The organism is Nocardia wallacei, from assembly GCF_029868745.1.
Lineage (GTDB): Bacteria > Actinomycetota > Actinomycetes > Mycobacteriales > Mycobacteriaceae > Nocardia > Nocardia wallacei_B.
Genome location: NZ_JARWOP010000031.1, coordinates 1 through 23,709, shown reverse-complemented (window position 1 = coordinate 23,709; position 23,709 = coordinate 1). Strand labels below are relative to the sequence as shown.

19 protein-coding genes are annotated in these 23,709 nt (G+C 68.4%); 14 read left to right on the top strand and 5 right to left on the bottom strand.

Annotation, left to right across the window (positions count from 1 at the left end; genetic code table 11):
* Window positions 1-170: 170 nt before the first annotated feature.
* Window positions 171-1,043: an alpha/beta fold hydrolase gene (locus QH470_RS01375; protein WP_280270393.1), complete on the top strand. Its 873-nt coding sequence runs from the start codon at window positions 171-173 to the stop codon at window positions 1,041-1,043.
* Here QH470_RS01375 and QH470_RS01370 read toward each other — a convergent pair.
* Window positions 974-1,870 (bottom strand): alpha/beta fold hydrolase, encoded by an 897-nt coding sequence (locus QH470_RS01370; protein ID WP_280270392.1) that lies wholly within the window; start codon window positions 1,868-1,870, stop codon window positions 974-976. The two genes, QH470_RS01375 and QH470_RS01370, sit on opposite strands and share 70 nt — an antisense overlap.
* 118 nt (window positions 1,871-1,988) lie before the next feature.
* Between QH470_RS01370 and QH470_RS01365 the strand changes: the two genes are divergently transcribed.
* Window positions 1,989-2,567: a TetR/AcrR family transcriptional regulator gene (locus QH470_RS01365; protein WP_280270391.1), complete on the top strand. Its 579-nt coding sequence runs from the start codon at window positions 1,989-1,991 to the stop codon at window positions 2,565-2,567.
* A gap of 3 nt (window positions 2,568-2,570) precedes the next feature.
* Here the strand turns inward: QH470_RS01365 and QH470_RS01360 are convergent, their stop codons facing one another.
* Complete coding sequence (locus QH470_RS01360) at window positions 2,571-3,386, bottom strand: helix-turn-helix domain-containing protein (protein WP_280270390.1); 816 nt, start codon at window positions 3,384-3,386, stop codon at window positions 2,571-2,573.
* Between the two features lie 194 nt (window positions 3,387-3,580).
* Here QH470_RS01360 and cysD point away from each other — a divergent pair, with 194 nt between their 5' ends.
* Genes cysD through QH470_RS01335 form a run of 5 tightly spaced genes read left to right on the top strand, consistent with a single transcriptional unit; the run spans window position 3,581 to window position 9,581 of the window.
* Window positions 3,581-4,486, top strand: coding sequence for a sulfate adenylyltransferase subunit CysD (gene cysD, locus QH470_RS01355; protein WP_280270394.1), 906 nt, complete (start codon window positions 3,581-3,583; stop codon window positions 4,484-4,486).
* Window positions 4,486-6,387 (top strand): adenylyl-sulfate kinase, encoded by a 1,902-nt coding sequence (gene cysC / locus QH470_RS01350; protein WP_280270389.1) that lies wholly within the window; start codon window positions 4,486-4,488, stop codon window positions 6,385-6,387. Before cysD ends, cysC begins: the two co-directional genes overlap by 1 nt.
* A 41-nt stretch (window positions 6,388-6,428) precedes the next feature.
* Window positions 6,429-7,628, top strand: coding sequence for a hypothetical protein (locus QH470_RS01345; RefSeq protein WP_280270388.1), 1,200 nt, complete (start codon window positions 6,429-6,431; stop codon window positions 7,626-7,628).
* An 11-nt stretch (window positions 7,629-7,639) separates the two neighbouring features.
* Window positions 7,640-8,425: an SDR family oxidoreductase gene (locus QH470_RS01340; protein WP_280270387.1), complete on the top strand. Its 786-nt coding sequence runs from the start codon at window positions 7,640-7,642 to the stop codon at window positions 8,423-8,425.
* 19 nt (window positions 8,426-8,444) lie between these two features.
* Entirely contained in the window at window positions 8,445-9,581 is a 1,137-nt protein-coding gene (locus QH470_RS01335) for a sulfotransferase family protein (protein WP_280270386.1), read from the top strand.
* Between the two features lie 3 nt (window positions 9,582-9,584).
* Here QH470_RS01335 and QH470_RS01330 read toward each other — a convergent pair whose 3' ends face one another.
* Window positions 9,585-10,751 (bottom strand): helix-turn-helix domain-containing protein, encoded by a 1,167-nt coding sequence (locus QH470_RS01330; protein WP_280270385.1) that lies wholly within the window; start codon window positions 10,749-10,751, stop codon window positions 9,585-9,587.
* A 215-nt stretch (window positions 10,752-10,966) separates the two neighbouring features.
* On the opposite strand from QH470_RS01330, the gene QH470_RS01325 reads away from it, so the two are divergent.
* The 4 genes from QH470_RS01325 to QH470_RS01310 all read left to right on the top strand — a co-directional run bounded on the left by QH470_RS01325 (window position 10,967) and on the right by QH470_RS01310 (window position 12,955).
* Window positions 10,967-11,626, top strand: coding sequence for a hypothetical protein (locus QH470_RS01325; RefSeq protein ID WP_280270384.1), 660 nt, complete (start codon window positions 10,967-10,969; stop codon window positions 11,624-11,626).
* Between the two features lie 8 nt (window positions 11,627-11,634).
* Window positions 11,635-11,883, top strand: coding sequence for a hypothetical protein (locus QH470_RS01320; RefSeq protein WP_280270383.1), 249 nt, complete (start codon window positions 11,635-11,637; stop codon window positions 11,881-11,883).
* A 44-nt stretch (window positions 11,884-11,927) separates the two neighbouring features.
* Window positions 11,928-12,179, top strand: coding sequence for a hypothetical protein (locus QH470_RS01315; protein ID WP_280270382.1), 252 nt, complete (start codon window positions 11,928-11,930; stop codon window positions 12,177-12,179).
* A gap of 161 nt (window positions 12,180-12,340) precedes the next feature.
* Entirely contained in the window at window positions 12,341-12,955 is a 615-nt protein-coding gene (locus QH470_RS01310) for a class I SAM-dependent methyltransferase (protein ID WP_280270381.1), read from the top strand.
* Between the two features lie 3 nt (window positions 12,956-12,958).
* Here QH470_RS01310 and QH470_RS01305 read toward each other — a convergent pair whose 3' ends face one another.
* Both QH470_RS01305 and QH470_RS01300 read right to left on the bottom strand, forming a co-directional pair.
* Complete coding sequence (locus QH470_RS01305; protein WP_280270380.1) at window positions 12,959-13,984, bottom strand: alpha/beta hydrolase; 1,026 nt, start codon at window positions 13,982-13,984, stop codon at window positions 12,959-12,961.
* 182 nt (window positions 13,985-14,166) lie between these two features.
* Complete coding sequence (locus QH470_RS01300; protein WP_280270379.1) at window positions 14,167-15,795, bottom strand: hypothetical protein; 1,629 nt, start codon at window positions 15,793-15,795, stop codon at window positions 14,167-14,169.
* 179 nt (window positions 15,796-15,974) lie between these two features.
* On the opposite strand from QH470_RS01300, the gene QH470_RS01295 reads away from it, so the two are divergent.
* The 3 genes from QH470_RS01295 to QH470_RS01285 form a co-directional block, all read left to right on the top strand.
* Window positions 15,975-17,366: a hypothetical protein gene (locus QH470_RS01295; protein ID WP_280270378.1), complete on the top strand. Its 1,392-nt coding sequence runs from the start codon at window positions 15,975-15,977 to the stop codon at window positions 17,364-17,366.
* A 6-nt stretch (window positions 17,367-17,372) separates the two neighbouring features.
* A complete protein-coding gene (locus QH470_RS01290; RefSeq protein ID WP_280270377.1) occupies window positions 17,373-18,950 on the top strand; it encodes a hypothetical protein in 1,578 nt (525 codons plus the stop codon).
* The coding region (locus QH470_RS01285; protein WP_280270376.1) for a hypothetical protein at window positions 18,943-23,709 on the top strand (4,767 nt) is incomplete at its 3' end. The genes QH470_RS01290 and QH470_RS01285, both read left to right, overlap by 8 nt.

Here is a 23,709-nt window from a genome sequence, read left to right as displayed (position 1 = left end):
CGCGCCCCCCGCCGCGCCCCGGGGCGCGGCACTCCCTCGCGGCCCGGCGATCAGCCCTCAGGGTTTGTGCTTTACCTAGGTGTCCGCGCCCCCGCGGCCGGGGGGCCGCCGGCCCCCGGGCCCGGCGATGCGGTCGATGAGTTCGGGGCGTGCACACCGTCTGTAGTGACATGACGACACATACGCTCGTGACGCCCGAGGCCGATCTGGTTTACGACGTGCTCGGCCCGCTGCCCGCCGCCGGTGGGCGCCCGCCGCTGTTCATGATCGGACAGCCCATGGACGCCAGCGGTTTTCGCACGCTGGCCGCCGAATTCCCCGATCGCACCGTGATCACCTACGACCCGCGCGGCCTCGGCCGCAGTGTGCGCAAGGACGCCCGGGTCGACCATTCCCCGACCGTGCAGGCCAGTGACGTGCACGCCGTGGTCGAGGCCGTCGGTGGCCCGGTCGACATGTTCGCCAGCAGTGGCGGCGCGGTCACGGCGCTCGCGCTGGTGGCGGCCCACCCCGGTGACGTACGCACGCTGGTGGCGCACGAGCCGCCGATCATTCCCCTGCTGCCCGATGCCGCGGCGGCTGAGCGAGCCATGAACTATTTCCGGGATGCCTACGACGCCAAGGGTTCCGGGGCCGGGATGGCGGCGTTCATCGCCATGTCGTCGTGGCAGGGCGAGTTCACCGAGGAGTTCTTCGCGCAGCCCGCCCCGGACCCGGCGATGTTCGGTTTGCCGGGCGAGGACGACGGTTCCCGCGACGATCCGCTGCTGTCGGATCGGTCTTCTGCGGTCAGCGGCTATCTGCCCGACGCCGACGCGCTGACCGCGGCTCCCACCCGGATCGTGATCGCCGTGGGCGAGGAGTCGGCCGGAGTGTTCACCGGGCGCACCGCCGTAGCCACCGCCGAGTTCCTCGGGCAGCCCGCGGCCGTGTTCCCGAGTCACCACAGCGGTTTCCTCGGTCCGGAGTCCGGTTATCCGGGACAGCCCGAGGCCTTCGGCCGCGCCCTGCGCGACGTGCTGGACGAGAACGAGCTGTCCTGACGAGTCCGGGGAGTCAGAATCTCGATCAGCTGTCGCGCGAAATCGACTGCGTCCGTGCGCAGTCCGTTGTGCGCACCGGGGAATTCGGTCACCTCGAGACTCAGGCGGGCGGCGATTTCCGCGATCGGACGGTAGGGCAGGCTGCCGCGCGTCTCGCGACCGGCGGCGGGGAGCAGCCGGTCGGACACTCGTGCCAGCGCCGCGTAATCCGGTGTGTAAGCGGTGAATTGGCGTAGTTCGTGCGCGAACATGCGCGGAGCGTTGGCCGCCAGCCGCTGCCACAGCTCGGCGGTGCGCGGCGGCAACTCGGACACGTCCGGCGCCGGTTTCATCGCGCCGCCGATTCCGGCGAGGAAACGTGCGGAGGCGGCGGCGAGCCCTTCGGTCCGGAACAGCGTGTAGACCTCCTCCACCATGGCGAGATGTGTTGCGGCGTCGGGCAATACCGCGAAACAGGGCGGCTCGTGGGCGACCAGGGCGCGGATCCGATCGGGGTGGCGGGCCAGCAGATCCAGGCCGACGATGGCCCCGTTGCTGGTGCCGCACACGAAGGCGGGTTCGTCGGTCAGCTGGGCCAGCAGCCGGTGCGCGTCGTCGCTCTGCACCGCGACCCGCTGGTCCGCCGGCTCGCCGGGGTCGAGGGTGCTGCGCGAGCAGCCGCGCGGATCGAGTGCGGCGACGGTGAAATGCCGTGCCAGCACCTCCGCCGCGGCGTCGAACACGCCCGCGTCGCCGCCTCCGCCGGGAATCAGCAGCAGTAGCGGGCCGTCGCCCCGCAGTTCGTAGTACAGCGTCGCGCCGGGGACGGCCAGGGTCTCGGATCGCATGAGATCTCCTTTCCTTCGGCTAGAAGGCTAAAACCTAATAGAATTAGGCGCAAGTTCGTTCCGGTCGGCGGCCGTACTAGGGTTGGCTCCGACTCGATGCCGGTAGGGAGGTGGAGGTATGTCGCCGCGGGCGGGCCTGACCGTGGAACGAGTCGTCGGCGCGGCGGCGGAACTCGCCGACGAGATCGGCTTCGAGAAACTCACCCTGTCGGCCGTCGCGCGCAAGTTCGGCGTGAAGGATCCGAGCCTGTACGTTCACGTGCGCAACCTGCACGACCTGCGGGTCCGGCTGGCGCTGCGCGCGGGCGCCGAGTTGAACGACCGCATCGGCGCGGCCATCGCCGGCCGATCCGGCAAGGAGGCGCTCATCGCCTTCGCCGACGCGTACCGCGCCTACGCCCTCGAGCATCCCGGCCGATACGCCGCGACCCAGATCCGAATGGACCCGGCCGAAGTCGGCGACGCACCCGAACTCCTGCGCAGCATCGAACTGACCACGGCCATGCTGCGCGGCTACGATCTCGGCGACACCGCGGGCTTGGACGCGGCCCGGCTCCTCCGCGCCACCTTCCACGGTTTCGCCACCCTCGAGGCAGCGGGCGGCTTCGCTCACACCCGCCCTACCGACGCCACCTGGCGCAACGTCCTCGAGGCCTTGCATCACACGCTGTCGACCTGGCCGGAAACCGAAGGCTGAGCCTCAGCGCGCGGAAACCAGTGCGGCCGAGATGGTGTCGGCCGCGGTGGCGGTAGCGGTACCCAACTGGGCCAGCTGGGCGGCGGACAGGCGCGTGTCGGGGCAGGTGACGAGGGCGGCGATAACCGTGTCGCCGAGGCGGATCGGGGCCGCCACCGTGACCACCGCGTTCTCGTCGCCGAGTTCGTCCGGCAGGTAATCGATGGTGATGAGGTCGGCGATCATGGCGCCGAGGCGGTTGCGCAGGGGGTCGGTGATGGGGGAATGGCGCAGGGCGGCAAGGGCTTCCAGCATGGGTGCGGACTCGTCGGCCAGGCGCTCCACCGAGTAGCCGCGGTCGCGGACGGCCGCGAGCACGGCCTCGAGCCGGTCGTGGTGGGCGGGGTCGGCGCGGTTCAGCCAGGCGGTGCGCTCGGAATCGCTTGCCCACGCGACGAATTCGCGGGCCACCGGCGGGGCCAGGGGGAGATGGCGGCCCGCCCGGATCCAGGGCACCGACGGCGTGCCGACGACCTCGGTGATGACGATGGACTCGGTGTCGCGCTCGGCCAGGAACACCGGAGTGCGGCGGCGCGCGGACAATTCGCGCATCGGCTCGGCGGCCAACCGACGCAGCGGAAACGCTGCCTCAGCACGGCGGGCGACCGTGAGCAGATTCAAGCCCAAGCCGTAGTTACCGTCGGCGTCGCGCGCGGTCCAGCCGTCGGCGGTCAACTGCGTGAGCACGGCGTGCGCGGTCGCGCGGGACAGTCCCGTGTCGCGCACGATCCGTGCCAGCGACAGATGTTCGGCGGGGTGCCGGGAGAGCAGCTCGATCACCTGTACCACGCGGTGCGTGGGCGGGGAGGCGGCGGCCGCGGACCCATTTTCTGAAACAGGTTCTTGACCGGCGCGGCCGGATCGGCCTATCGTCGGTGTCACAATATCGAACGATAGCGTCGAATATTCGACACTGCAACCTCGGTGCATTGCCGGGCAGCGAATATTCGGCGCGGTGAGTGGGTGAGCGTGTGATGCAGACGGGATACGAGCTGTCGCATCTGGCGGCCCTCGAGGCCGAGTCGGTGCACATCTTCCGCGAGGTGGCGGCGACCTTCGAGCGGCCGGTGCTGTTGTTCTCCGGCGGCAAGGACTCCGCGGTGATGCTGGAGCTGGCGCGCAAGGCGTTCTGGCCCGCGCCGCTGCCGTTACCGCTGCTGCACGTCGACACCGGGCACAACTTCGACGAGGTGATCGACTTCCGCGACCGCACCGCGGCCCGCCTCGGGGCCCGGCTGCTGGTCGCGCGGGTGCAGGACGACATCGACGCCGGGCGGGTGACCGAACGACCGGGGGAGACCCGCAACCGCCTGCAGACCACGACGCTGCTGCGGGGCATCCGCGAGCACCGCTTCGACGCGGTGTTCGGCGGCGCCCGCCGCGACGAGGAGAAGGCCCGCGCCAAGGAACGGGTGTTCAGCTTCCGCGACGAGTTCGGCGCCTGGGAGCCGCGCGCCCAGCGGCCGGAGATCTGGAACCTGTACAACGGCAGACACCGTGCGGGCGAACACATTCGGGTGTTCCCGCTGTCGAACTGGACCGAGCTGGACATCTGGGAGTACATCGACCGGGAGGCGGTGGAGCTGCCGTCGCTGTACTACGCGCACCGCCGCACGGTGCTCGAACGCGACGGAATGCTGCTGGCCGCCAACCGTTTCCTGGCACCGCGCGAGGGGGAGCGGACCTTCGAGGCGACGGTGCGTTTCCGCACGGTCGGCGACGCCACCTGCACCGGATGCGTGGAAAGCGAGGCCGCCGACCCGGCGTCGGTGATCACCGAGACCGCCGTCAGCCGATTGACCGAGCGCGGCGCGACGCGTGCCGACGACCGGATCTCCGAGTCCGGCATGGAAGACCGCAAGCGGGAAGGTTACTTCTGATGAGCCGCAACCTGTTACGGCTGGCCACGGCGGGCAGCGTCGACGACGGTAAGTCCACGCTGATCGGCCGGCTGCTCTACGACTCCAAGACCCTGTTCACCGATCAGCTGGCCGCCATCGAGCGGGTCAGCGCGCAGCGCGGCGACGGGGCGACGGATCTGGCGCTGGTGACCGACGGGCTGCGCGCCGAACGCGAGCAGGGCATCACCATCGACGTGGCCTATCGCTACTTCACCACGCCGCGAAGGAAGTTCGTCATCGCCGATACTCCGGGCCACGTGCAGTACACCCGGAACATGGTGACCGGCGCGTCCACCGCGGACTTGGCCCTGATCCTGGTCGACGCGCGCAAGGGAGTGGTCGAGCAGACGCGGCGGCACGCCTTCCTGGCCACCCTGCTCGGGGTGCCGCACCTGGTGGTGTGCGTGAACAAGATGGATCTGGTGGACTGGTCGGAGCGCCGGTTCGACGAAATCCGCACGGAATTCGCCGATTTCGCGGCCAAACTGACCGTCGGCGATCTGAGTTTCATCCCGGTCTCGGCGCTGCACGGCGACAATGTCGTGGACGCCTCGCCGCACACCCCCTGGCACGCGGGCCCGCCGCTGCTGCGCCATCTCGAGGACGTGCACATCGCCTCGGACCGCAACCTCATCGACGCCCGGCTGCCGGTGCAGTACGTGATCCGCCCGCCCGGCGGGAATGTCGCGGATACCGTTGCGGCCGAGGCGGACTCGTCGACGGCCGACATCGCGCACCGAAGTTACGCGGGGACGGTCGCGGGCGGGATCTTCAAGCCCGGTGACGAGGTGGTCGTGCTGCCGTCGGGCCGCGGCACGCGGGTGGCGCGCATCTGGGGGCCGGGCGGCGCCAAGGTGGACGAGGCGTTCACCGGCATGGCGGTATCGCTGACCCTGGACGACGACATCGATATCGGCCGCGGCGACATGCTCGCCCGTCCGGGCAACCGCCCGCACCTCGACCGCGATATCGACGCCATGGTGTGCTGGTTCTCCGACGACACCACGCTGCGCGCCGGCGCGGAGTACGAATTGCGCACGGCCGCGCAGTCCAGCCGCGTCCGGGTGACCGAACTGGATTACCGCCTCGACGTGAACACGCTGCACCGGGTGGCGGACGCGGACAGCCTGGCGCTCAACGACATCGCGCGCCTGACCTTGCGCAGTCGCCGGCCGCTGATGTTCGACAACTACCGCGACAATCGCCGGACCGGCAGCTTCATCCTCGTGGACGAGGCGACCGACCAGACCGTGGCGGCGGGAATGATCCTGGCCCGGGACACCGGGCCGCGCGACACCGCGACGACCACCGCCGATGTGGTGTGGCACAGCTCGGCGGTCACGCGCGCCGAACGGCAGCACGCGGGGGCGACGATCTGGCTTACCGGCCTGTCCGGCTCCGGAAAGTCCACTATCGCAGTGGAATTGGAGCGGCAGCTGGTGGCCGCCGGCCGTCCGGCGTATCTGCTCGACGGCGACAACCTACGGCACGGGCTGAACGCCGACCTCGGGTTCACCGATGCCGACCGCCGCGAGAACATCCGGCGGGTGGCCCAGGTCGCGGCGCTGTTCGCCGATGCCGGGGTGACCGCCATCGTGTCGGTGATCAGCCCGTTCGCCGCGCAGCGCAAGCTGGCCCGAGCCGTGCACGGGGACAAGGGATTGCCGTTCCACGAGGTCTTCGTCGACACCCCGCTGGAGGTGTGCGAGCGCCGCGACCCGAAGGGGCTGTACGCCCGTGCCCGCGCGGGCGAACTCCGCGATTTCACCGGCATCGACTCACCGTACGAACGCCCCCAGCACGCCGACCTGATCATCACCCCCGACCACGGCAACCCGGCCGACATCGCCGCGCTGATCCGGCGCGAACTGCGACTGTGACAGTGCCGCAAGCCTTTTCCGTATCGACACCGAGGAAGCTGATGTCACAACCACCGACCGATCCCGCCGCGGACCTGACCGAACCGCTGCGCGCGGCGATCGCCGAGGCCGAGAAGCTGGTCGCCGCCGCCGAATTCATCCGCGACGAGCGCGATCTGGCCGAGGGCTACGACTATCTGGCGGGCAGCGTCCAGGCCGTGATGCAGTTGTCGCGGGCGCATGGCGCCAGCCACCCGTACTTCGTCACCTCCACGGGTCCCTACACCAAGATGGGCTTGGACAATCCCGACACGCTCTACTACCACGCGAATGTCGAGCCGGGCGCGGAGTACCTGATCACCGGCACCCGCGGCAATACCGTCGATCTCAGCTTCCAGGTGCTCAAGGGCGACTACAGCGCCACCGACGTGCCCAACGGCGACGACGCCTTCGACGATCGCCGGCTCGACATCGCCGCGGACGGCAGCTATCAGCTGAGATTCGGTCCGCCGAAAGAGGATCCGGGCCCGAACTACTTCGTGCTGGGGGAGGGCGCGTCGACGCTCGCCGTGCGAGAAGTGTACGGCGACTGGAATGCCGAGCGCCGGGGCACGATTCGCATCGAACGCCTCGACACCCTCGGCACCGCGCCCGCCGCGCCGACGGTCGATCAGCTGCGCAAGCGCTATCGGGCGGCCGGGCGAATGCTGTTGCAGCGCATCCATACCTGGTTCAACTTCCCGAAGTGGTTCTATCTGGATCTGCCGGTGAACACCCTCACCGAACCCCGGCTCACTCCCGGCGGCCTGAGCACCCAATACTCCTCGGTCGGGCACTTCCATCTCGCCGACGACCAGGCGCTGGTTATCACCGTGCCCAAATCCGATATGCCCTACCAGGGATTCCAGCTGGGCAGCCGGTGGTACATCTCGCTGGACTACGTCAACCATCAGACCAGCCTCAATTCCGCGCAGGCGCAGGTCGATCCGGACGGCATGATCCGGATGGTGGTCGCGGCGCGCGATCCGGGCATCGCGAATTGGATCGAGACCACCGGCTGCACCCGGGGCATCTTGCAGCTCCGCTGGCAGCGCGTGGACCGGCCGCTGACCGCCGCGGACGGGCCCGCGATCGAGCTGGTGCCGTTCGAGAAGGTTCGAGATCTGTTGCCGCACTACGAATACAACTCCGTCGACGAGGCGGGCTGGCAGGAACGCATCGCGGCGCGCCAGCGCGGCTTCGCACAACGGATGCTGGGATGAGAGGAACATCGATGAGCACCGCACTACTGACCGACAAGGTCGTCGTCGTCAGCGGCGTAGGGCCCGGACTGGGCCGTTCCATCTGTACCGAGGCGGCCGCGGCCGGCGCGAAGGTGGTGCTGGCCGCGCGCACCGAGTCGCGGTTGAAGGAGGTGGCCGCGGAGATCGAGGCGGCGGGCGGCGAAACGCTGTGCGTGCCCGCCGATATCACCGACGACGAGGCGGTGGCGAATCTGGTGCGGCGCACCCTGGACACCTTCGGCCGGGTCGACGCCCTGGTCAACAATGCCTTCGCGGTGCCCTCGATGAAACCGCTGGCGCGCACCGACTTCCAGCAGATCCGCGACAGCATCGATCTCACCGTGCTGGGTGGGCTGCGGATGACGCAGGCGTTCACCGAGCCGCTCGCCGAGTCCAAGGGCGCGGTGGTGATGATCAACTCCGCGGTGCTGCGGCACTCCGAACCCCGGTACGGCAGTTACAAGATGGCGAAGTCCGCCCTGCTCGCCATGTCGCAGACGCTGGCCTCCGAGCTGGGCAAGCAGGGCATCCGAGTCAACAGCGTTGCGCCGGGCTACATCTGGAGCGATCAGCTGAAGTGGTATTTCGGGGAGGTGGCGAAGAAGTACGGGATCACCGCCGAGCAGGTGTATCAGCAGACCGCCGACCGGTCGGATCTGAAGCGCCTGCCCGAGCCCGACGAAATCGCCCGCGCCGTGGTGTTTCTGGCGTCCGACTGGTCCAGCGCCATCACCGGCCAGACCCTCGACGTCAACTGCGGCGAGTACCACGCCTGAACCTCGAGGATCGATTCTCATGACCATTCGCACCGACGTGGGCACCGTCGAGGATCTGCACGCCTCGGCCACGAAAGCCTGCGGCCTCACCGATTTCGGCTCCGACGAGTACCGAGAGGCGCTCGGCGTGCTGCTGGAGTCCTACCAGTGCGACGCGGGGCTGACCGAACTCGGCAGCAAGATGAACCGCTACTTCCTGCGCGGCGCCCTGGTGGCCCGCGCGCTGAGCGAGGCCGCCTGGAAAGCCAACCCGCAGTATGCCGAAACACCGGTCACCAGACCGATTTTCGTGACCGGCCTACCGCGCACCGGCACCACCGCGCTGCACAGGCTGCTCGCCGCCGACCCGCGCCACCAGGCGCTGGAGATGTGGCTGGCCGAGTTCCCGCAGCCCCGGCCGCCCCGCGACACCTGGGCCGACAATCCGGTATACCGGCAGCTCGACGCCGGGTTCGCCCAGCATCACGTCGAGAACCCCGAATTCATGGGCCTGCACTACATGACCGCCGCCGAGGTGGAGGAGTGCTGGCAACTGCTGCGCCAGACCGTGAAGTCGGTGTCCTACGAATGTCTGGCGTACCTGCCCACCTACTCGCAGTGGCTGCGCAACCAGGACTGGACCGACGCCTACGCCCGGCACCGCAAGAACCTGCAGCTGATCGGCCTGGGCGACGACCGCCGCTGGATCCTGAAGAACCCCAGCCATTTGTTCGCCCTGGACGCGCTGCTCGCGGTCTACCCCGACGCGCTGGTCATCCAGACCCACCGCGCCCCCGCCACGGTGCTGGCCTCGGTCTGCAGCCTGTCCGAGCACGCCGCCCGCGGCTGGTCCGACACCTTCACCGGCCGCCGCATCGGCGAGACCCAACTCGAACTGTGGTCCCGCGGCCTGCACGAGTTCACCGCCGCCCGCAAACGCTACGACCAAGCCCAATTCCTCGACATCGACTTCGCCGACCTCCGCGCCGACCCCCTCGGCACCGTCGAGTCGATCTACCGCTCCTTCGACATCGAGCTCACCGAACCAGCCCGCGCCGCCATGACCGCCCTCGACCAGGAAAGCCGCACGGGCGACCGCAAGCCCGCGCATCGGTATTCCCTAGCCGACTATGGGCTGAGCGAGGATGAGGTGGAGGCCCATTTCCGCACGTCATAGTTGTTAGAGGGAGGTTCTCAGCCACGAAGCGAAGCCCACCAGCGAGTCGCTTCGCCGTCGTTGGGCCGCCGCGATCCCGTGCAGAGTCTCCCGCACCGATGGATGCAGTCGTGTCTGTTGCGGTGCGGCGGCCCGCGCCTTGTTCAGCGCCATCAGTGCTCGGTCGGGATTGTCGGCCATCAACCACGCACGGGCGTTGTCCTGCCAATGGTGACCGATCCGGGTCGGTTTGTCGTAACCGCTCGGGATGGTCAGCTGTGTTCCTTCGTGGGCTGCCTTGTGTGGGTCACCCGACTCGAGTTCGATTGCGTGCCGGTGGAATTCGACGTTCACCGGCCCGAACGATGTCATGTACACGTCGGTCTCGCCAGTGCGATCCGCGTACTCCCGTGCCGCGTCCACGTGCGCTACGGCGTTGGCGTAGTTCAGCTTCCGTGCCTCGTTGATACAAGCGGCCAGATGTGAGTAGCCGGTCATGACGAGCCCGGCGGTCGTGGTGTCTGCATCCGCGCGATTGATCACGGTGTCGATCAGGTGACCCGCTACGCCCGACTCGCCGATGTGGGTGAGCACGCGGGCACGGGCGAGCATCGAGAAGTCGCCGTAGTGCGGGTCGTCCCCTTTCGGCGCGTAGTAATCGGCCAGGTCCAGTGCCGGAATGGTGAGGTGGGTTTGCCCCACTCGCCGCGCCGCCCATTCGGCGAAGATGTATGCCCACGCGAGCTGCGAGTATGCCCGGCTGCGGGCATCGCCTGTCGTGGTCTGAACGACTCCGTGAATCCGGCGAATGATGCCCGGCAGCACCTCGATCGTCTGCCGCGTGCGATCCGCTCGATACAAGCGTCGGGTCTCGTTCAGCTTCGCCTCGATGACATCCGGCGGCAGCGGCTCCTCCGCTCGCGCATAGCGGCCCTCCGCGAGTAGCACGGTAAGCCCGTTCACAGCGTCGGACATCGGCTTGCCATCGTCATAGGGCGCTCCCGTCAGTTGCTCCGGGAGTATTCGGAGCGCCCTTGCTACAGCCGAAATCATGCCGGGACTGGCCGGCTCACGCCCTTGCTCGACGGCCTTGACGAGACTCAGACTGTAGGTGATCCGGTTCGCCAAGCTGCGCTGGGTGAGCCCGGCCAACTTCCGCTCCCGTGCTATCGCTTCGCCCGCAGAGGTCATACCCCGAGGGTAGGTCTTCCTCGTCCGGCCGCGCGTCGATTGTCCTTTCCCTGTCCCTGGACCGCACCTCGGACGCGCAAGGTTCAACCGGCCCTGCCGCCGGGTTGACGCAAGCCCTTCTCTGCACGTCGGTCAACGAAACCTCTCCAACTGATCGACGCCGCACAGTTCCCCGGCGGCGGACACCGGAAACACGTCGAGCTGAGGGGAAAGTCATGGGTTCCGATGAACAGAATGCTGGCAGGCTCACCGCGGTATGCCTGGTCCGGGGCGACGTGTCGGGCTGTGACGCACCCCTGCACGCGACGCTCGCGCAGCGTCACGCGGCCGAGCTGGGGTATGTCTGGCTGTACACGGTGCGTCCACCCGCGGATCACTCGGGTCCGATCGGGTATGGGTTGGGTATCGCCGCAGGCCTCGGCGCGGATGCGATTGTCGCGTATGACCTTGGCACTGTTGACAATATGCCGTCGCGGGTCTGTGAGTTGTTCGTCCTGGAGACAGTCCGCCCGCCGAACACGTGGCCCGTTGCGCTTCCAAGCCTCGCGGACCGTGAGCACATGTATCTCGACCATCCGCTCACCGTGGCGGAAGCCCAGCGAATCATGCAGCAGCACATCGGATGTAGTGCTGATTCCTGTCGGCGCAAGTCGAGCGCGTACAGGTGGCTGGTGCGGGAGGGAAAGATCGTCCCGCCGGTGGAGACGCTGCGGGAGCGAGCCGCGGCACGGGGTATCCCGTACTGGTCGTCGGACGCATCGTTGCCGCCGTCCGGCGTTGATATTCAGATGTTGATAGCCGTGCTCGATGGGCTGGCGGCTGATGCGGAAGAACATGTGTCTTCGGTTCGGTTGTCGCCCGGTTCCGAGGGGTAGGGCGGACCATGGGCTGGTGGCGCAAGGACATGGCCGGTCGGACAGTGGACGAAATCCGTGAGCGGCTCGCGCGTGAGCAGCAGGCAGTTGATTGGACGCATCAGGCCCCGGCTGAGCCACTGACTACGAAACACGCGCATTGGATCATGCAGCAGCATCGGGCCTGCTCAGTGAACGATTGCCCGCGCAAATGGGCCGCGTACCGGGTGCTGGTCGAAGCCGGGCGGATCAAGCCGGACAGCGGACGGAACTATTAGGCTTCCACCCCGGTCCCGACCATCGCGAGGAGAGGAAGTCGCACGTGAACGACGATCAACTCGGGTTCGACATCGACGCCACTGCCGAAATGACACCGTGGCAGGAATGGGTCGATCCGCAACGGCACCGTGCGCAGACTCGGAAACTCCTTGCTCGTGCCGGATTGCCCGGATTGCCCACGGAGCCTTGGGACTACGACAAAAACGACGAGATACATCAGCTGAACGATTTCCTCGCTGTGGGTTACTGGCGGCTCCATAAGCCCCGGGGCTGCTCCGTTCTCCGAAGTGCCTGACCTCTTCAGGGACACAGCACCATTTCTGTGATTTATCGTCCTCCGGGGGTGCCCGCCATGGGCGATGCCCATGAGAAGAAGTCGCGAGGGTGCGTGATCATTCTTGGGGCGGCGGTGGCACAGTGAATCGTGAGTGGGGGCCGAGCGAGGAGGAGTGGTCGATGAGTCGACGTACGCCCAGTCAGTGGGAGGAAATTACTGCTGCTGATCCTGCGCATTCGGCGTGGTATGTGGAGCGGTTTCGGGGGATGGCGGCGGAGGGGCGGGATATTTTCGGGGAGGCGCGGCTGGTCGATGCGATGGTGGGGCGGGGGGCTCGGGTGCTGGATGCGGGGTGTGGGCCGGGGCGGATCGGTGGGTATTTGCATCGCGCCGGGCACGTCGTTGTGGGTGTCGATGTCGATCCGGTGCTGATCGCCGCGGCGGAGCAGGATTATCCCGGTCCGACCTGGATGGTCGGCGATCTCGCCGAATTGGATCTGCCTGCCGGGGGGATCGCCGAAGGATTCGATGTCATCGTGTGCGCGGGAAACGTGATGACATTTCTGGCGCCGACTACCCGGGAGGCAGTGCTCGAAGGTTTCGCCCGCCACCTCGCACCGGCCGGTCGGGTCGTCGTGGGCTTCGGCGCGGACCGCGGCTACGAGTTCCCGCAATTCCTGGCCGATGCCGAAACCGCTGGGCTCACAACGGATCTGCGGCTCTCGACCTGGGACGTGCGCCCCTTCACCGACGACTCCGACTTCCTCGTCGCGGTACTCTCTCGCGCGAAGTGACCCTCAGCGCCCGATCATCGAATTCGCCCAATCGATCACTGCCGATTGATATTCGACGGTATTGCGGGCGAGATTGAGGGCGTGCCCACTGCCGGGCAGCACGAAGGTACTCAACCGGGCGGCCGGGGCGAAGAAGGGCGCTTCCGAGGCTTGCAGCGTGGCGGAATTCGCGCAGACCGCGTAGTCGATACCGCAGGACAACCGATCCAGGCCGCCGTTGACGATCAGGACCGGTGCGCTGATGAGGCTCGACATACCCGGCAGGGTGGAGAGCAGCCCGTCGGGATATTCGGTGAGCGAGAAGGCCTCCTTGGTCTTCTCGTCCAGCGCCAGCACCTCCGGGTCGACATTGCCGGGCGCGTAGAAGTCGTGCAGCCGGGCGCCGGGCCGGGAGACGAGATATTCGGAATCGTAACCGCGGCCTGCGAATTCGGGTTCCTCGGTGGCCCGGTGATAGGTGGAGATGACCCCGAGGGTCTCGCCGATGTTCAGCGAATGCGAATATCCGGTCAGCACGACACCGTCGACGTCGTGGTGGGCGCTGGCCTCCATCACCGAGGTCCCCGACGTCAGCGAGTGCCCCACGGTGATCACCTTGCCGAACGGCTGGGCTCCGGCCAGACCCTGCCGCAATCCCTGCACGATCCCGTGCAGGGCGTCGGCGGTAGCCGAGGCCGTCAGGGAGAGGGCGGGCGGCCGGGTGCTGGCCCCATTGCCGAGCCGGTCCACGACGAGCGTCGCGTATCCGGCGCGATTCATCGCCTGCCGGAAATTGTAGGTCTCCGGTTGGTACGCGAAATCCCAATAGGTGCCGTTGTAATTGGACCCGGCCATCAACACCATGACCGTATCGGTCGGCGAGTCCGTAGGGAGGCACAGCGTCGCGGCCAGCTGCCCCTGCGGGACCGGCACGAAGAAGGATCGACAGCCATCCGGCGATGAGGTCTCGTCGGCCTGGGCCGCACTTCCCGCGAACGAGAGCAGTGTCGCCACAAGACATACCACCGCGGTCCGTATCGAGACTCGCACGCGGGAGGCTCCTTTCGTCGGTGACGCACGGTAACCCCCGGCATTGCGACACGCAAGACCTCCGGCGCGCCTGCAATTGCTCCGGAGCGGTGCCGTATCCCGTGAAATACGCTGTCGCGGTCAGAGTTTGACGACGCGCGGTCGCAGCGCGCCGTCGCGGATACCGGAGGAGATCGGAACGGCTATCCCCGCCCGCGCCGTATCCCGAATATCCCACCACGGACTGCCCGGCGGTGCGCGTCGATCAGTGGCGTTCGTTTGCCCCAGTCGAGTGTGGCGTTCAGCGTATCGAGTGCGTCCCGCATCGGAGCGACATCCACGAGTGACTCCGCGCGGTGATAGAGCCGAGCGTATTCCTTGTTGTTCCCGACGACACCGAGATAGCCGGCGAGCGTCACCATCATGTCGAGGGCGAGGTCTCGGATTACCCGCCGAATGCGTTCGTCGCCCGGGTGCCCGAGCCCACGTAGCTCCCGGACCGGAATGGCACAGAGATCGGTCATGAGTGCGATCTTGTCGGCCGCGTCGCGCGCGTACTCCTCCGGCGCATGCACATACGTGTTGCGCGACATGTAGATCAGGGCATCGATCGCGGCGATATGGAGTGCGACTTCGACCGGCGCGCAATCGCTTACGGCCGCATGCGGCGCGGCGGCCTCGGCGCCCATCCGCGCGTCCAAGGCGCGGGCACGGGCCAGCAGTCCTTCGCGGAACACGGTGACCTCGCCACCGCGGGCCGCTTCGGAATCACACCACATCGTCATATGCCACACGCATCGGAACGCCGCGGCGACGGTGGAACGCCCACCGAGATAGGCGAGCGCTTCGAGGACGGGTTCCGCGTGTTCCAGCACCGCCTGTCCGATATCCAGAAGAACCCGGGCGGTCAACTCTCCCAAGCCTTCTCGGTCGAAGATGGGGTCGGTGCCGGTCACCTCCCGACGAATGAAACCGAGATCATCCCGGATTCCCGCGGGCAGGAACCCGGCACCGGCGATCGCCTGGTCGATGCGGCTGTGATCGGTGGTCGTCGCGATGAAGAGGTCGGCGATCTTCTCCACGCTGTCCACCAGTGCGTCGGCGAGCTGGTGCGCGACGGCCTGCGCTGCCTTGTCGAGAAGCTGTGCGGAGAACACGCTCGCGGGATCGCTGTCGCGGTGGATCAGCTCGTCCAGCGCTATCAACTGGGCGTTCAGCGCCTCCGCGTCGTGCTGCCTAGCCGACCGCGAAAAGAATCGCGCGAACACTTCGAGCAGCGCATCCGGAAGGAGACGACGCAGCTCAGCGACGCCGTGGCGGGGCGGTTGTTCGTCGATCGCGCCCATCCGGTCTTCCAGGTGCTGCCAGAAAGTGTCCGTCCGCAACGCCTCGTCCCACAGATCGATCCCGTCCAGCCACGGATGAAAAGTGTTCCCGGCCGGCGACTCCGAGGCCTCGATCTGATTCAGGACGGCGAGATTATGGGTCGCCAGCACCGCGGCGGGGCCGGAGTCGTGGCGGTCGGTCTCCCAAATCTCTCGCGCTGCCGCCGTATCGCCGGCGGCGAGCCGCTCCAAAGCTGGGTCGTCCGGGCCCGTCGGCCAGAACCAGAACAATTCGTACATCAGCCGGTACTCCGCGACGGCCAGCAGACTGAGCGCCTGATGAACCGATCCGGGGTCCGCGGCCGGCTCGACAGGCATTATCCCGCTCTCGATGTCCGGCGCTGCGCCGCCGAGGCGGAAGGCGTTGTATCGATACGGGCCCTTCTCGACCACGAACGAAAGCGCTTCGGCGAGTGGGCTGTCCGGCTCGGTCACGGTGACGTCCACGGTGCCTCCCTCGACGTGTCGTCAATGACCTGTATTCATACACATCGTCCGACGGCTTGTCGATCGCCGCAAATGCGTGCTCGGCGACTGGCGATTTGCGTGTTTCGCGATGCGTCGCGGTGGGACAGGATCGCAGCGACAGAGCTGGGTCGACTTCATGTTCGAGGAGCGGGTCGTCAGTGGCGGGGTGGCAGGAAGAGGCGTCTGTGGAGCTGACCGGTGAGATCGTGCGCGGGCTACGGGCGGCCGCTCCGCCCGGCTGGCGGCAGTTGGAGGCGTCGTTCGCCATGACGGTCGTCAGCGAGTCCGCGGTGCTGGTTGTCGACGACGGGACGCGGTCGGTGCGGTGTCAGGTGCCACCGGAGGTGTGGGGTGCGGTGCGTCGGCACCGTGAGTTGTCGGCTCGATCCGCGGACGGACCGTGGTGGCGCTTGCTGGTGCGGGCGGACGATGCCCACGTCGAGGTCGAGTGCGACCGCGGTGCGGAGCCGTTTCCCGGCGAGCAGTTGTTCGCACCTGATGCGTATCTCGCCGACCTGGAAAGCCATCCGCGAAATCGCCTGCCGGTGTGGCTGGCGGCGTATATCGGGCGTGGTGAGCCGCTGTCGCGGCCGCCTGGCCGGGCCGCCGAGAGCGCACGGGCGGACCGGACGATGGGTGTGCGGCCGGTACCGGTGAACGAGCTGCTGGAGCTGCGGGAGCTGTGGGCTCGGTGGGCGGTGTTGTCGGCGGCTTTCGTGGCGGTGGGGTCCCCGTGGGGGCCTCGGATCTGCCCGTCCGTGGGTGTGTTCGAAGGTGCACGGCACAGCGGTTCGACCCTGGCGGTGTTGCCGGGCGGGCGGGCGGTGCTGTCGGGTGGCGTGTGGAACGCGCCCGTATTGGAGGCCGCCTACAACGAAGGCGGCGACATGTCGGAAATCTTTGCGGGCGCGCCGTATTGGGTGGCGGACCCGGTCCTCAACGCCCGTGTGGCTACCGGGTCGCTGTCGTTCTGTTACTGGTGGGACGCGGGGCGGTGGTACCGGGGCGGGTCGGCTCCGGTGCCGGAGTGTGCGGAGGCCATTCCCGCGGTCTGGACGGTCGAGACCACGGCGGGCGTAATCTCCGACCTGCTGAGCGACGTGCCGGGCGGGGTGCCCGAGGCGATCGAGCCGTTGATTTCCGCGGCACAGGCAGGCGCGGTGACTCGGGAGCACATTCGGAGCGTTTTCGGTGACAGCGCGGGGCTCGATCTCGATGGTGCGCTGTTCCAGTTCGTCATCGCGGGCCTGGGGGCAGTCGGCCATGGCTTCCTCTCCGAGGCGGAGGCGATCGCCTTGGTCCGAGATCACATCCGGGGCCGGGGCCATGACGTGACCGGATATTCGCTGTCGGCGTTGACGGCCGTTCGGCTCGGCGTCGGGTGGAGAGTGCATTCGCCGGTGCCCGACGGTGAGTTCGTTCTGGACCGTGCGGTGTTCTACGTCGCCGACGACGGTGTCGTGGAGCAGTCGACCGAGTCGGTCGCGATATCGGAGTACGTGGCCGGGTTCGAGCAGCGGTACTGGCATCGCCGGGACGACGGCGTCTGAATCGGCATGGCGTATAGCGAGTTCCAATTCGATCCCGACCGTATTCGCCGGCAGGGGGCGTTGCTCGGTGATCTCGGTGACCGCGTCGGCGGGACATACGCCGGGCTGCGGGATAATCTGGCCGAGGCCGACGGGTCCTGGGGTGACGACGACCTGGGCCTGGCGTTCGCCGAGAGTTTCACGCCGGGCGCCGACCAGTTGCTGGCAAACCTTCGGGCGATGCAGGAGAGTCTGCGCGAGACCGCCCGGGGGCTCATCGACGCTACGCACAGTGTCGAGGACGCGGACCAGGACATCGCCGGCCGGACAGATCGAGACCCCGGCGAGTCGAGCCGCGGCGACCCGGGTCCCGCGGTCGGGGCACCGCAGCCGTCGCAGGTCGCGCCGCCCCTGACACCCGGTGCGAACGCGTCGCCCGCCGCGTCGCCCGCTTCGTCCCCGCCTTCGGCGGCACCGCACACCGCAACCGCCGACGTCGAAAGATCTTCCGGCGGGCCGCTTTCCGACCCCTCGGGTCAGCCGGCCCGCACCGAGCAGCCGACCCCGGATGCGGGACCGGACGAGGCGGGCGGGCAGGACACTTCGCGAGGTGACCCCGATTCGTCGTACCCGTCCCCGGGCGCCACGAGCCCGGCCACCGGTGACAGACGACCCGAGGAACGTAGCGGGTCGCCCGCCGCGGTACCGCCTCCGCTCGCCGAGAACAACTCCCCGCGGGCACGGGATGGCTTGTCCGCAGGCGATTCTCGTCGTGCGGCCGGGGCAGGGCGTCAGGCGACACCGTGGACCACGCCGCCGCGCCCGGCGCCCGGCGCGCACGCGGCAGAGGAATCGAGTCGCCCTCCGGCCGCTCGGTCCGACGCTCCGCCGCCGGGGAAGCGCGGACAGGGTCGATCCGGCCGGGACCGGACCCCGGAACGGCCGGTCGGCAGGCCCGGTGCGTCGGCGGCGCTCGGATGGCTGGCGCGGACATTGGCCGAACGGCACGGTGTCCAGGTCACCGGGTTCGACCTCCCAGGCTTGGAAGACACGGCTGTTCGTGAGTTCGCGGCAGCCATCGATCGTGTCCTGACCGACTACCCGGCCGTCGTCCTCGACTGTGTCGCAGTGACCGATCTGGGTGGCGGCGACGGACCTCCGGTGCGATGGGAGCGCGAGTCACGTGACGATCGGGCGCCCGCCGTGCGGTCGATCACGCTGGACCAGAGCGTGGCCGGCGCGTCGGCGCCGCCGGGTCTGCGGGTCTACGCGGCGACCGTGCGCGAGCTGGCCGCGGCGCTCGACTCGGCCGGTGGGGGCGTTGTCGGGCGGCGCGTGCAGCGGATCTTGATCGCCGAGTATCTGCGCCGGGCGGCGGGTCGGTACACCTCGCTCGGCGAGGTCGTGCGCGGGTACCGGCGCTGGCGCGCCGAGCTGAACGAACTCTTCGGCGATGCAGACGATTTCGACATACGGCGGGCACTGGGCTGTGCGTTCGCCGATGTCGTGCTGCACGGCGTCCGGGCGAGTGCGCAGGCGCAGGTTCTGCACGCGGCGCTCGTGGCCGCGGCGTCCCCGCCGGGGCGGAGCGGCGCCGGTGGTTGACATCTTGTCGTCGGATCCGTTGGTGCAGGCGCGGGAGTTGTTCGAAGGCCTGCCCGATTTCGTGCGGTGGCCGGTCCAGATGGCGGTATTCGGCGGGGACTTGCCGCGGGCAGACGTGTCCCGGATGCGGTGGATGGCCGCCCAGTTGCGGGAGAAGGCCGCGGCGATGCTGGGTCATGCCGATGACGCGACGGGGGTGCTGGCGCAGCTCGACGCGGTCGGCACGTTCGGTGACCAGGTGCGCGAGATGCTGCTGCTGCATCGTAAGGGCGCGATCCGGCTGCACGACGAGGCGCTGATCCTGGCCGATCAGGCGGACGGTGCAGCCAACGAGGCGGAGAAGACGCTGTGTGTGATGTTCGCGTTCGGCGCACAGCTGGTTTGGCAAATCTACCGCGCGCTGGTGGTAGCGGCTGCGGCCGGTCCCGCCGGACAGGTGGCGGCGGCGTCGACCGTGGAGTCCATGCTGGTCACCGGGCGTGCCGAGGTCGAGGTGCTGCGGGCGGCGCTGAAGCGGGGTTTCGCGGAGCGCGCGGCGAACGCGGTGGCCAGGCTGACGGGGCTGGGGCCGCTTCAGCTCGCCGCCGTGGTGGGGAAATCCGCCGCGTTCCCGATGGCGGTCGACGGGGGTGTCCAGTTGTTGCAGGTCGCGGCGGGGGACCGGGACTGGAGCCTGATCGGTGCCAATGGTGAGAATCCGAGGGGCCTTGACCTGACGTCGATCGTCGCCATGGGCGCGGGGGGTGCCGGTGGTGCGGTCGGTGGTGTGCTGGCCGGTCGGTACGTGCCGAAGATCTTTCCCCGGGTGGGGGACAGCCGGTTGTTGCTGGGGCTGGTGCACGGGACCGCGGGTGCGGTGTCGGGCCTGGGCGCGGCGGCGTTGATCACCGGCTGGCCCGAACATTTCGACCAGGCGCTCGCCGAGTTGCTCAATGGTGCGGTCGGCGGAGCGATGTCCATGCACGCCGGCGCGCACGCGCGAGCCGAAGCCCTCGCAGCGCCGAAAACCGATGGCAGTGGCCGCTTCGATCGGCCGGACGTGTCCTTCGGTCAGGACTCGCGTGACGAAACGATCGCCGATGCCGCGGAGGGGCGGGACAGCCGGTCGGCGGATCAGGCGATCCTGGACCGGCTCGCGGCCCAGGCCGTCACGCGCGGGCAGCCCGCGCAGACAGCTTCGGCAGCGCCACGCCCGGCGTTGCCCGAGAACCGTTCTGCTGCAGCACATTCCCTTTCCGGCGGCGCTGCCACCGCGGCGACGGAGACGCCTACGGCGAGGCTGCGGGCCGAACTGACCCACCAGGTGACCGTCGACGATCAGCGCGTGGTGGATGCCCGCAAGCACCTGGACCGGGCGCTGGCGGAGCTGGAGAAGGGCGGGACGGCGGTCGAGTCGGAGGTTTCCAGGCGTGCCGTGGCGGATGCGTGGGCGGCGCACGAGACCGCGGTGCGGGAGGCGGTCGAGGAACGCGTCGACGCAAGAAGGGCGGAAGCGGAAGCCGCGATCGCGGCGGCCGACGAACAACGGCGCGGTGTCGAGGCCGAGACCGGTGAGCGCATGCGGGCGGGCCGCGACGCGGTGGCCACGGCGCGCACGGACTGGGCGGCGAGTCGCGATGCCCACGAGGCGGCGGTCACCGCCTACGAGGCGGGTGTGCGCGGTCATGTGGATGAGAGCATCCGGTCGGTGCAGGACAAGGTCGACGCGGCGGGCGCCGCCCTGGAAAAGAGCAGGCAGGAGTATCGGCGCTATCGGGAGGGCGCGGAGCCGGAGGCCACGCACCTTGCCGGGCTGGAGCAAGGTATCGAGCGGGCCCGGACGCGGTTGCGGGCGGCGATGGTCGAGCGGGAGGCCTTGCTGCGGGCCGTGATCGGGCAGGGCGCCGTGCCGGGGCGGGATGACCACGCGGTCCGACTGCGGGCGGCCGAGACCGCCCGCAATGAGGTGGTATCACGGTGGGGCAGAAGGGCTTTCCGTTCCGAAGTGGCCGCCCGGGAACAGTATTGGCGGCATGCGCTGGCCGAACACGCGGAGGTGGCGCAGGCCAACGTCCGGACGGCGGCGGATGACCTGGAGCGGTGCACGACGGCCTACCGCGCGGCGCACCGGAGCCTGGTGTCGGACGGGGTGCGGGCGATAGATGCCCGGTTCCGCTCGGCGGCGGAGGCGGGCGCGGCGGATATCGCGGCATACGAGGCGGGAGTGGTCGACCGCGCCGACGCGTTCCGAGCCGCCTCGGACAAACGTCTGCGGGCCATGATGTCCACCGACGAGCTGGCCACCTCGTACTACGAAGAGATGCTGGCCGCGGGAGATGCGGCCGACCCGGTGACGGTTCCGATGTCGCCGGAGGCACTGCTGAAGGGGATCGTCGGGGGGACCCGCGCGGAGCGCTACCTCGCCATGCGCAAGTGGGCCGAACTCACCACCGGCAAAGACATGCGTGTGACGCAGCGTATCGCGTGGGGGCTCGAGCTGGCCGACATGAAGACCGGCGAGGGCAAGACGCTGCTCACCACCGTGAAAACGATCGACGACGCCATCCAGCACGGCGTCGCCAACGTGTGGACCAGCAGCGATTCACTGGTCTTGGAGACGATCGCGTCGGTGGAGCAGGTCACCAGGTCCGAGCACGGCGATCTGCCGGTGGACACCTACCGGCTGGCCGATATGACCGAGAACGGGGAGTTCCCGGAGCCGAAACCCGGTGTGGGCCAGATGTTCGTCGGCACACCGGAGAACGCCGAGTTCCTGGTGTTGCGCAGGGGCAAGGCGTTTCTCGATCGCCTGCACGAGGCGGGAGCATCCGATGAGACGATCAAGGCGCTTCGTGAGAGTCTGTTCCCCCGGCTCAAAGGCAATCGGCCGCAACTCGATCGGATCAAGGAGATTCTCGACGAGGCGGCGGAGCGATACGGTCTGCGGGAACGGTTCGAGCCGTTGCCCGGTGGCCGTGGGAACAAGGTCCACACGCTCGACGAGATGGATACGGTGGTCGACGGCCGCGAGGCGGTGCTGTCGCCCGGCGCGGGCGGCGACGAGAGCCCCGAGGTGGTCGCTCGCCTGGAAGAGGTCTGGCAGCGTTTCAAGACCGCGCAGCGGCTGCCGCACGGGTTGACCGCGCAGGACTTCGGCAGGCCGGAGGGCACCCGCGGGTTCTGGCAGGCGACGCTGACGCCGGCGGCGATCGCCAAGCTCAACCGAGTGTCCGGGGAACCCGTGACCGCGGCCGACGCCGAGATGTACACCAGTGCCGCGCTGGCCGAGTGGGCACGGGTCAGGAACAGTGACTACATCGAAGGCCGCGGTGACGCCCCGGGGGAATCGGGAAGGGTCCTGCTGCTGGCGTCGGACACCAACGACCAGCTGCAGGCCAACCGGGAGGAAGGTACCGAGACTCGAACGCAGGGTCTGGTAGGCCAGTTCATGGACCTCAAGGAGGGAGTGCCGGTCAAGGCCAACCTGCCGGAGGAAGCCATGTACATCTCGGTGGACCAGCTCATCGGCAGTAGCTACCTGGGACGGCCGACGGGGTACTCGGGCACGCTCAAGATCGTCGAAGGCGAGCTGTACGAGCGATACGGGATTCCGGGCGTGGCGGAGAATCCGCCCTACTACGTATCGCAGCTGGAACGCCACTACGCGCTCAACGATGACACCCGGCACGGCAAGCTCGCGCAGATGGGCCGTGACGTGGTCGGCGAACTGCGACTGACGCCGATCCTGGATGAGAACGGCGTGATCGTCGGAGTCGAACAGCACGGTCGTCCGCAGCTGAACGAGCACATGGACCAGCGGAACATCCGCGGCGACGATGTCCGCGAAGGAGCGAACGGGGAACGGATCCGGCTGCACGGATGGCAGGACAAGGACGACCACGAGAAGGGCCTGGTCGACTGGGTCGATCAGTTCACCCACGAACATGTGGAGGCCATGAAGCGGGCGTATCCGATGCTCGACGCGTTCGAGCGCGCCGGTGCCCCGGCCGACGAGGTGGCGGCATTGCGGCAACGGATCACGCAGGCACCCCCGGTCCAGGTGATCAGGTCCATGCTCGATACAGCGGCGGCCCATTATGGAGTCGAACAGCGCTTCGACTCGGTGCCCGAGCTACAGGCCGCCCAAAGGATCAAGCTCGAGTATCTGGCTATGGACGCCCGCTGGGACGACGACCTCGCCAATCAGTCGACGCCCGAAAAGGTCGCTGAACTGCTGGTCGACACGCTCGGCGAGCGGAGCAGCGCCGTGTTTGCCGAACGCCTCTCCGGCCATCCGGTCGACGGCTGGGGCGTATCTGGTAGCCGGACGCTTGTTCGACGTCTGGCGGACTTGCTGGTCGAGAAGTGCGGCCACGGCGCTGTGCCGGGCGAGTCCGGCACAAAACTGTTCGCCGACAAACTGAACAACCATCTCATCAAGCATATGTGGGGCGAGGAAGGCAGCCTTGCGTTCGTCAACAAGAAATCCATGCGCGGCACCGACTGGGAGCCCACGCCGGAATCCATCGCGCTGGGCGGCACCTTGGCCAGGATGGACGGTGGGCCGTCCCGTGGTGAACGAGCATTCGAGCAGGGCGTGGGCCGTGCGTCCCGTGGCGGCACGACCACCGACCGGGAGGAGGGTGGCACACCGGGCACGTTCATGCAGTACCTCTCGCCGGAGGACTACTACGGCGTCGTCGAGAATCACGGCGTCACCGACCAGGTCGTCATGTTCACCGACGCCGTCGCGGGGGGGGGGGGGGGGGGGGGGGCGGCC

What these genes read in the sequence shown, in the direction of transcription:
- QH470_RS01375 (WP_280270393.1), top strand. Translation starts at nt 171, where the DNA reads ATGACGACACATACGCTCGTGACGCCCGAGGCCGATCTGGTTTACGAC.
- QH470_RS01325 (WP_280270384.1), top strand. Translation starts at nt 10,967, where the DNA reads ATGGGTTCCGATGAACAGAATGCTGGCAGGCTCACCGCGGTATGCCTG.
- QH470_RS01365 (WP_280270391.1), top strand. Translation starts at nt 1,989, where the DNA reads ATGTCGCCGCGGGCGGGCCTGACCGTGGAACGAGTCGTCGGCGCGGCG.
- QH470_RS01330 (WP_280270385.1), bottom strand. Translation starts at nt 10,751, where the DNA reads ATGACCTCTGCGGGCGAAGCGATAGCACGGGAGCGGAAGTTGGCCGGG.
- cysC (WP_280270389.1), top strand. Translation starts at nt 4,486, where the DNA reads ATGAGCCGCAACCTGTTACGGCTGGCCACGGCGGGCAGCGTCGACGAC.
- cysD (WP_280270394.1), top strand. Translation starts at nt 3,581, where the DNA reads ATGCAGACGGGATACGAGCTGTCGCATCTGGCGGCCCTCGAGGCCGAG.
- QH470_RS01340 (WP_280270387.1), top strand. Translation starts at nt 7,640, where the DNA reads ATGAGCACCGCACTACTGACCGACAAGGTCGTCGTCGTCAGCGGCGTA.
- QH470_RS01320 (WP_280270383.1), top strand. Translation starts at nt 11,635, where the DNA reads ATGGGCTGGTGGCGCAAGGACATGGCCGGTCGGACAGTGGACGAAATC.
- QH470_RS01335 (WP_280270386.1), top strand. Translation starts at nt 8,445, where the DNA reads ATGACCATTCGCACCGACGTGGGCACCGTCGAGGATCTGCACGCCTCG.
- QH470_RS01370 (WP_280270392.1), bottom strand. Translation starts at nt 1,870, where the DNA reads ATGCGATCCGAGACCCTGGCCGTCCCCGGCGCGACGCTGTACTACGAA.
- QH470_RS01345 (WP_280270388.1), top strand. Translation starts at nt 6,429, where the DNA reads ATGTCACAACCACCGACCGATCCCGCCGCGGACCTGACCGAACCGCTG.
- QH470_RS01290 (WP_280270377.1), top strand. Translation starts at nt 17,373, where the DNA reads ATGGCGTATAGCGAGTTCCAATTCGATCCCGACCGTATTCGCCGGCAG.
- QH470_RS01310 (WP_280270381.1), top strand. Translation starts at nt 12,341, where the DNA reads ATGAGTCGACGTACGCCCAGTCAGTGGGAGGAAATTACTGCTGCTGAT.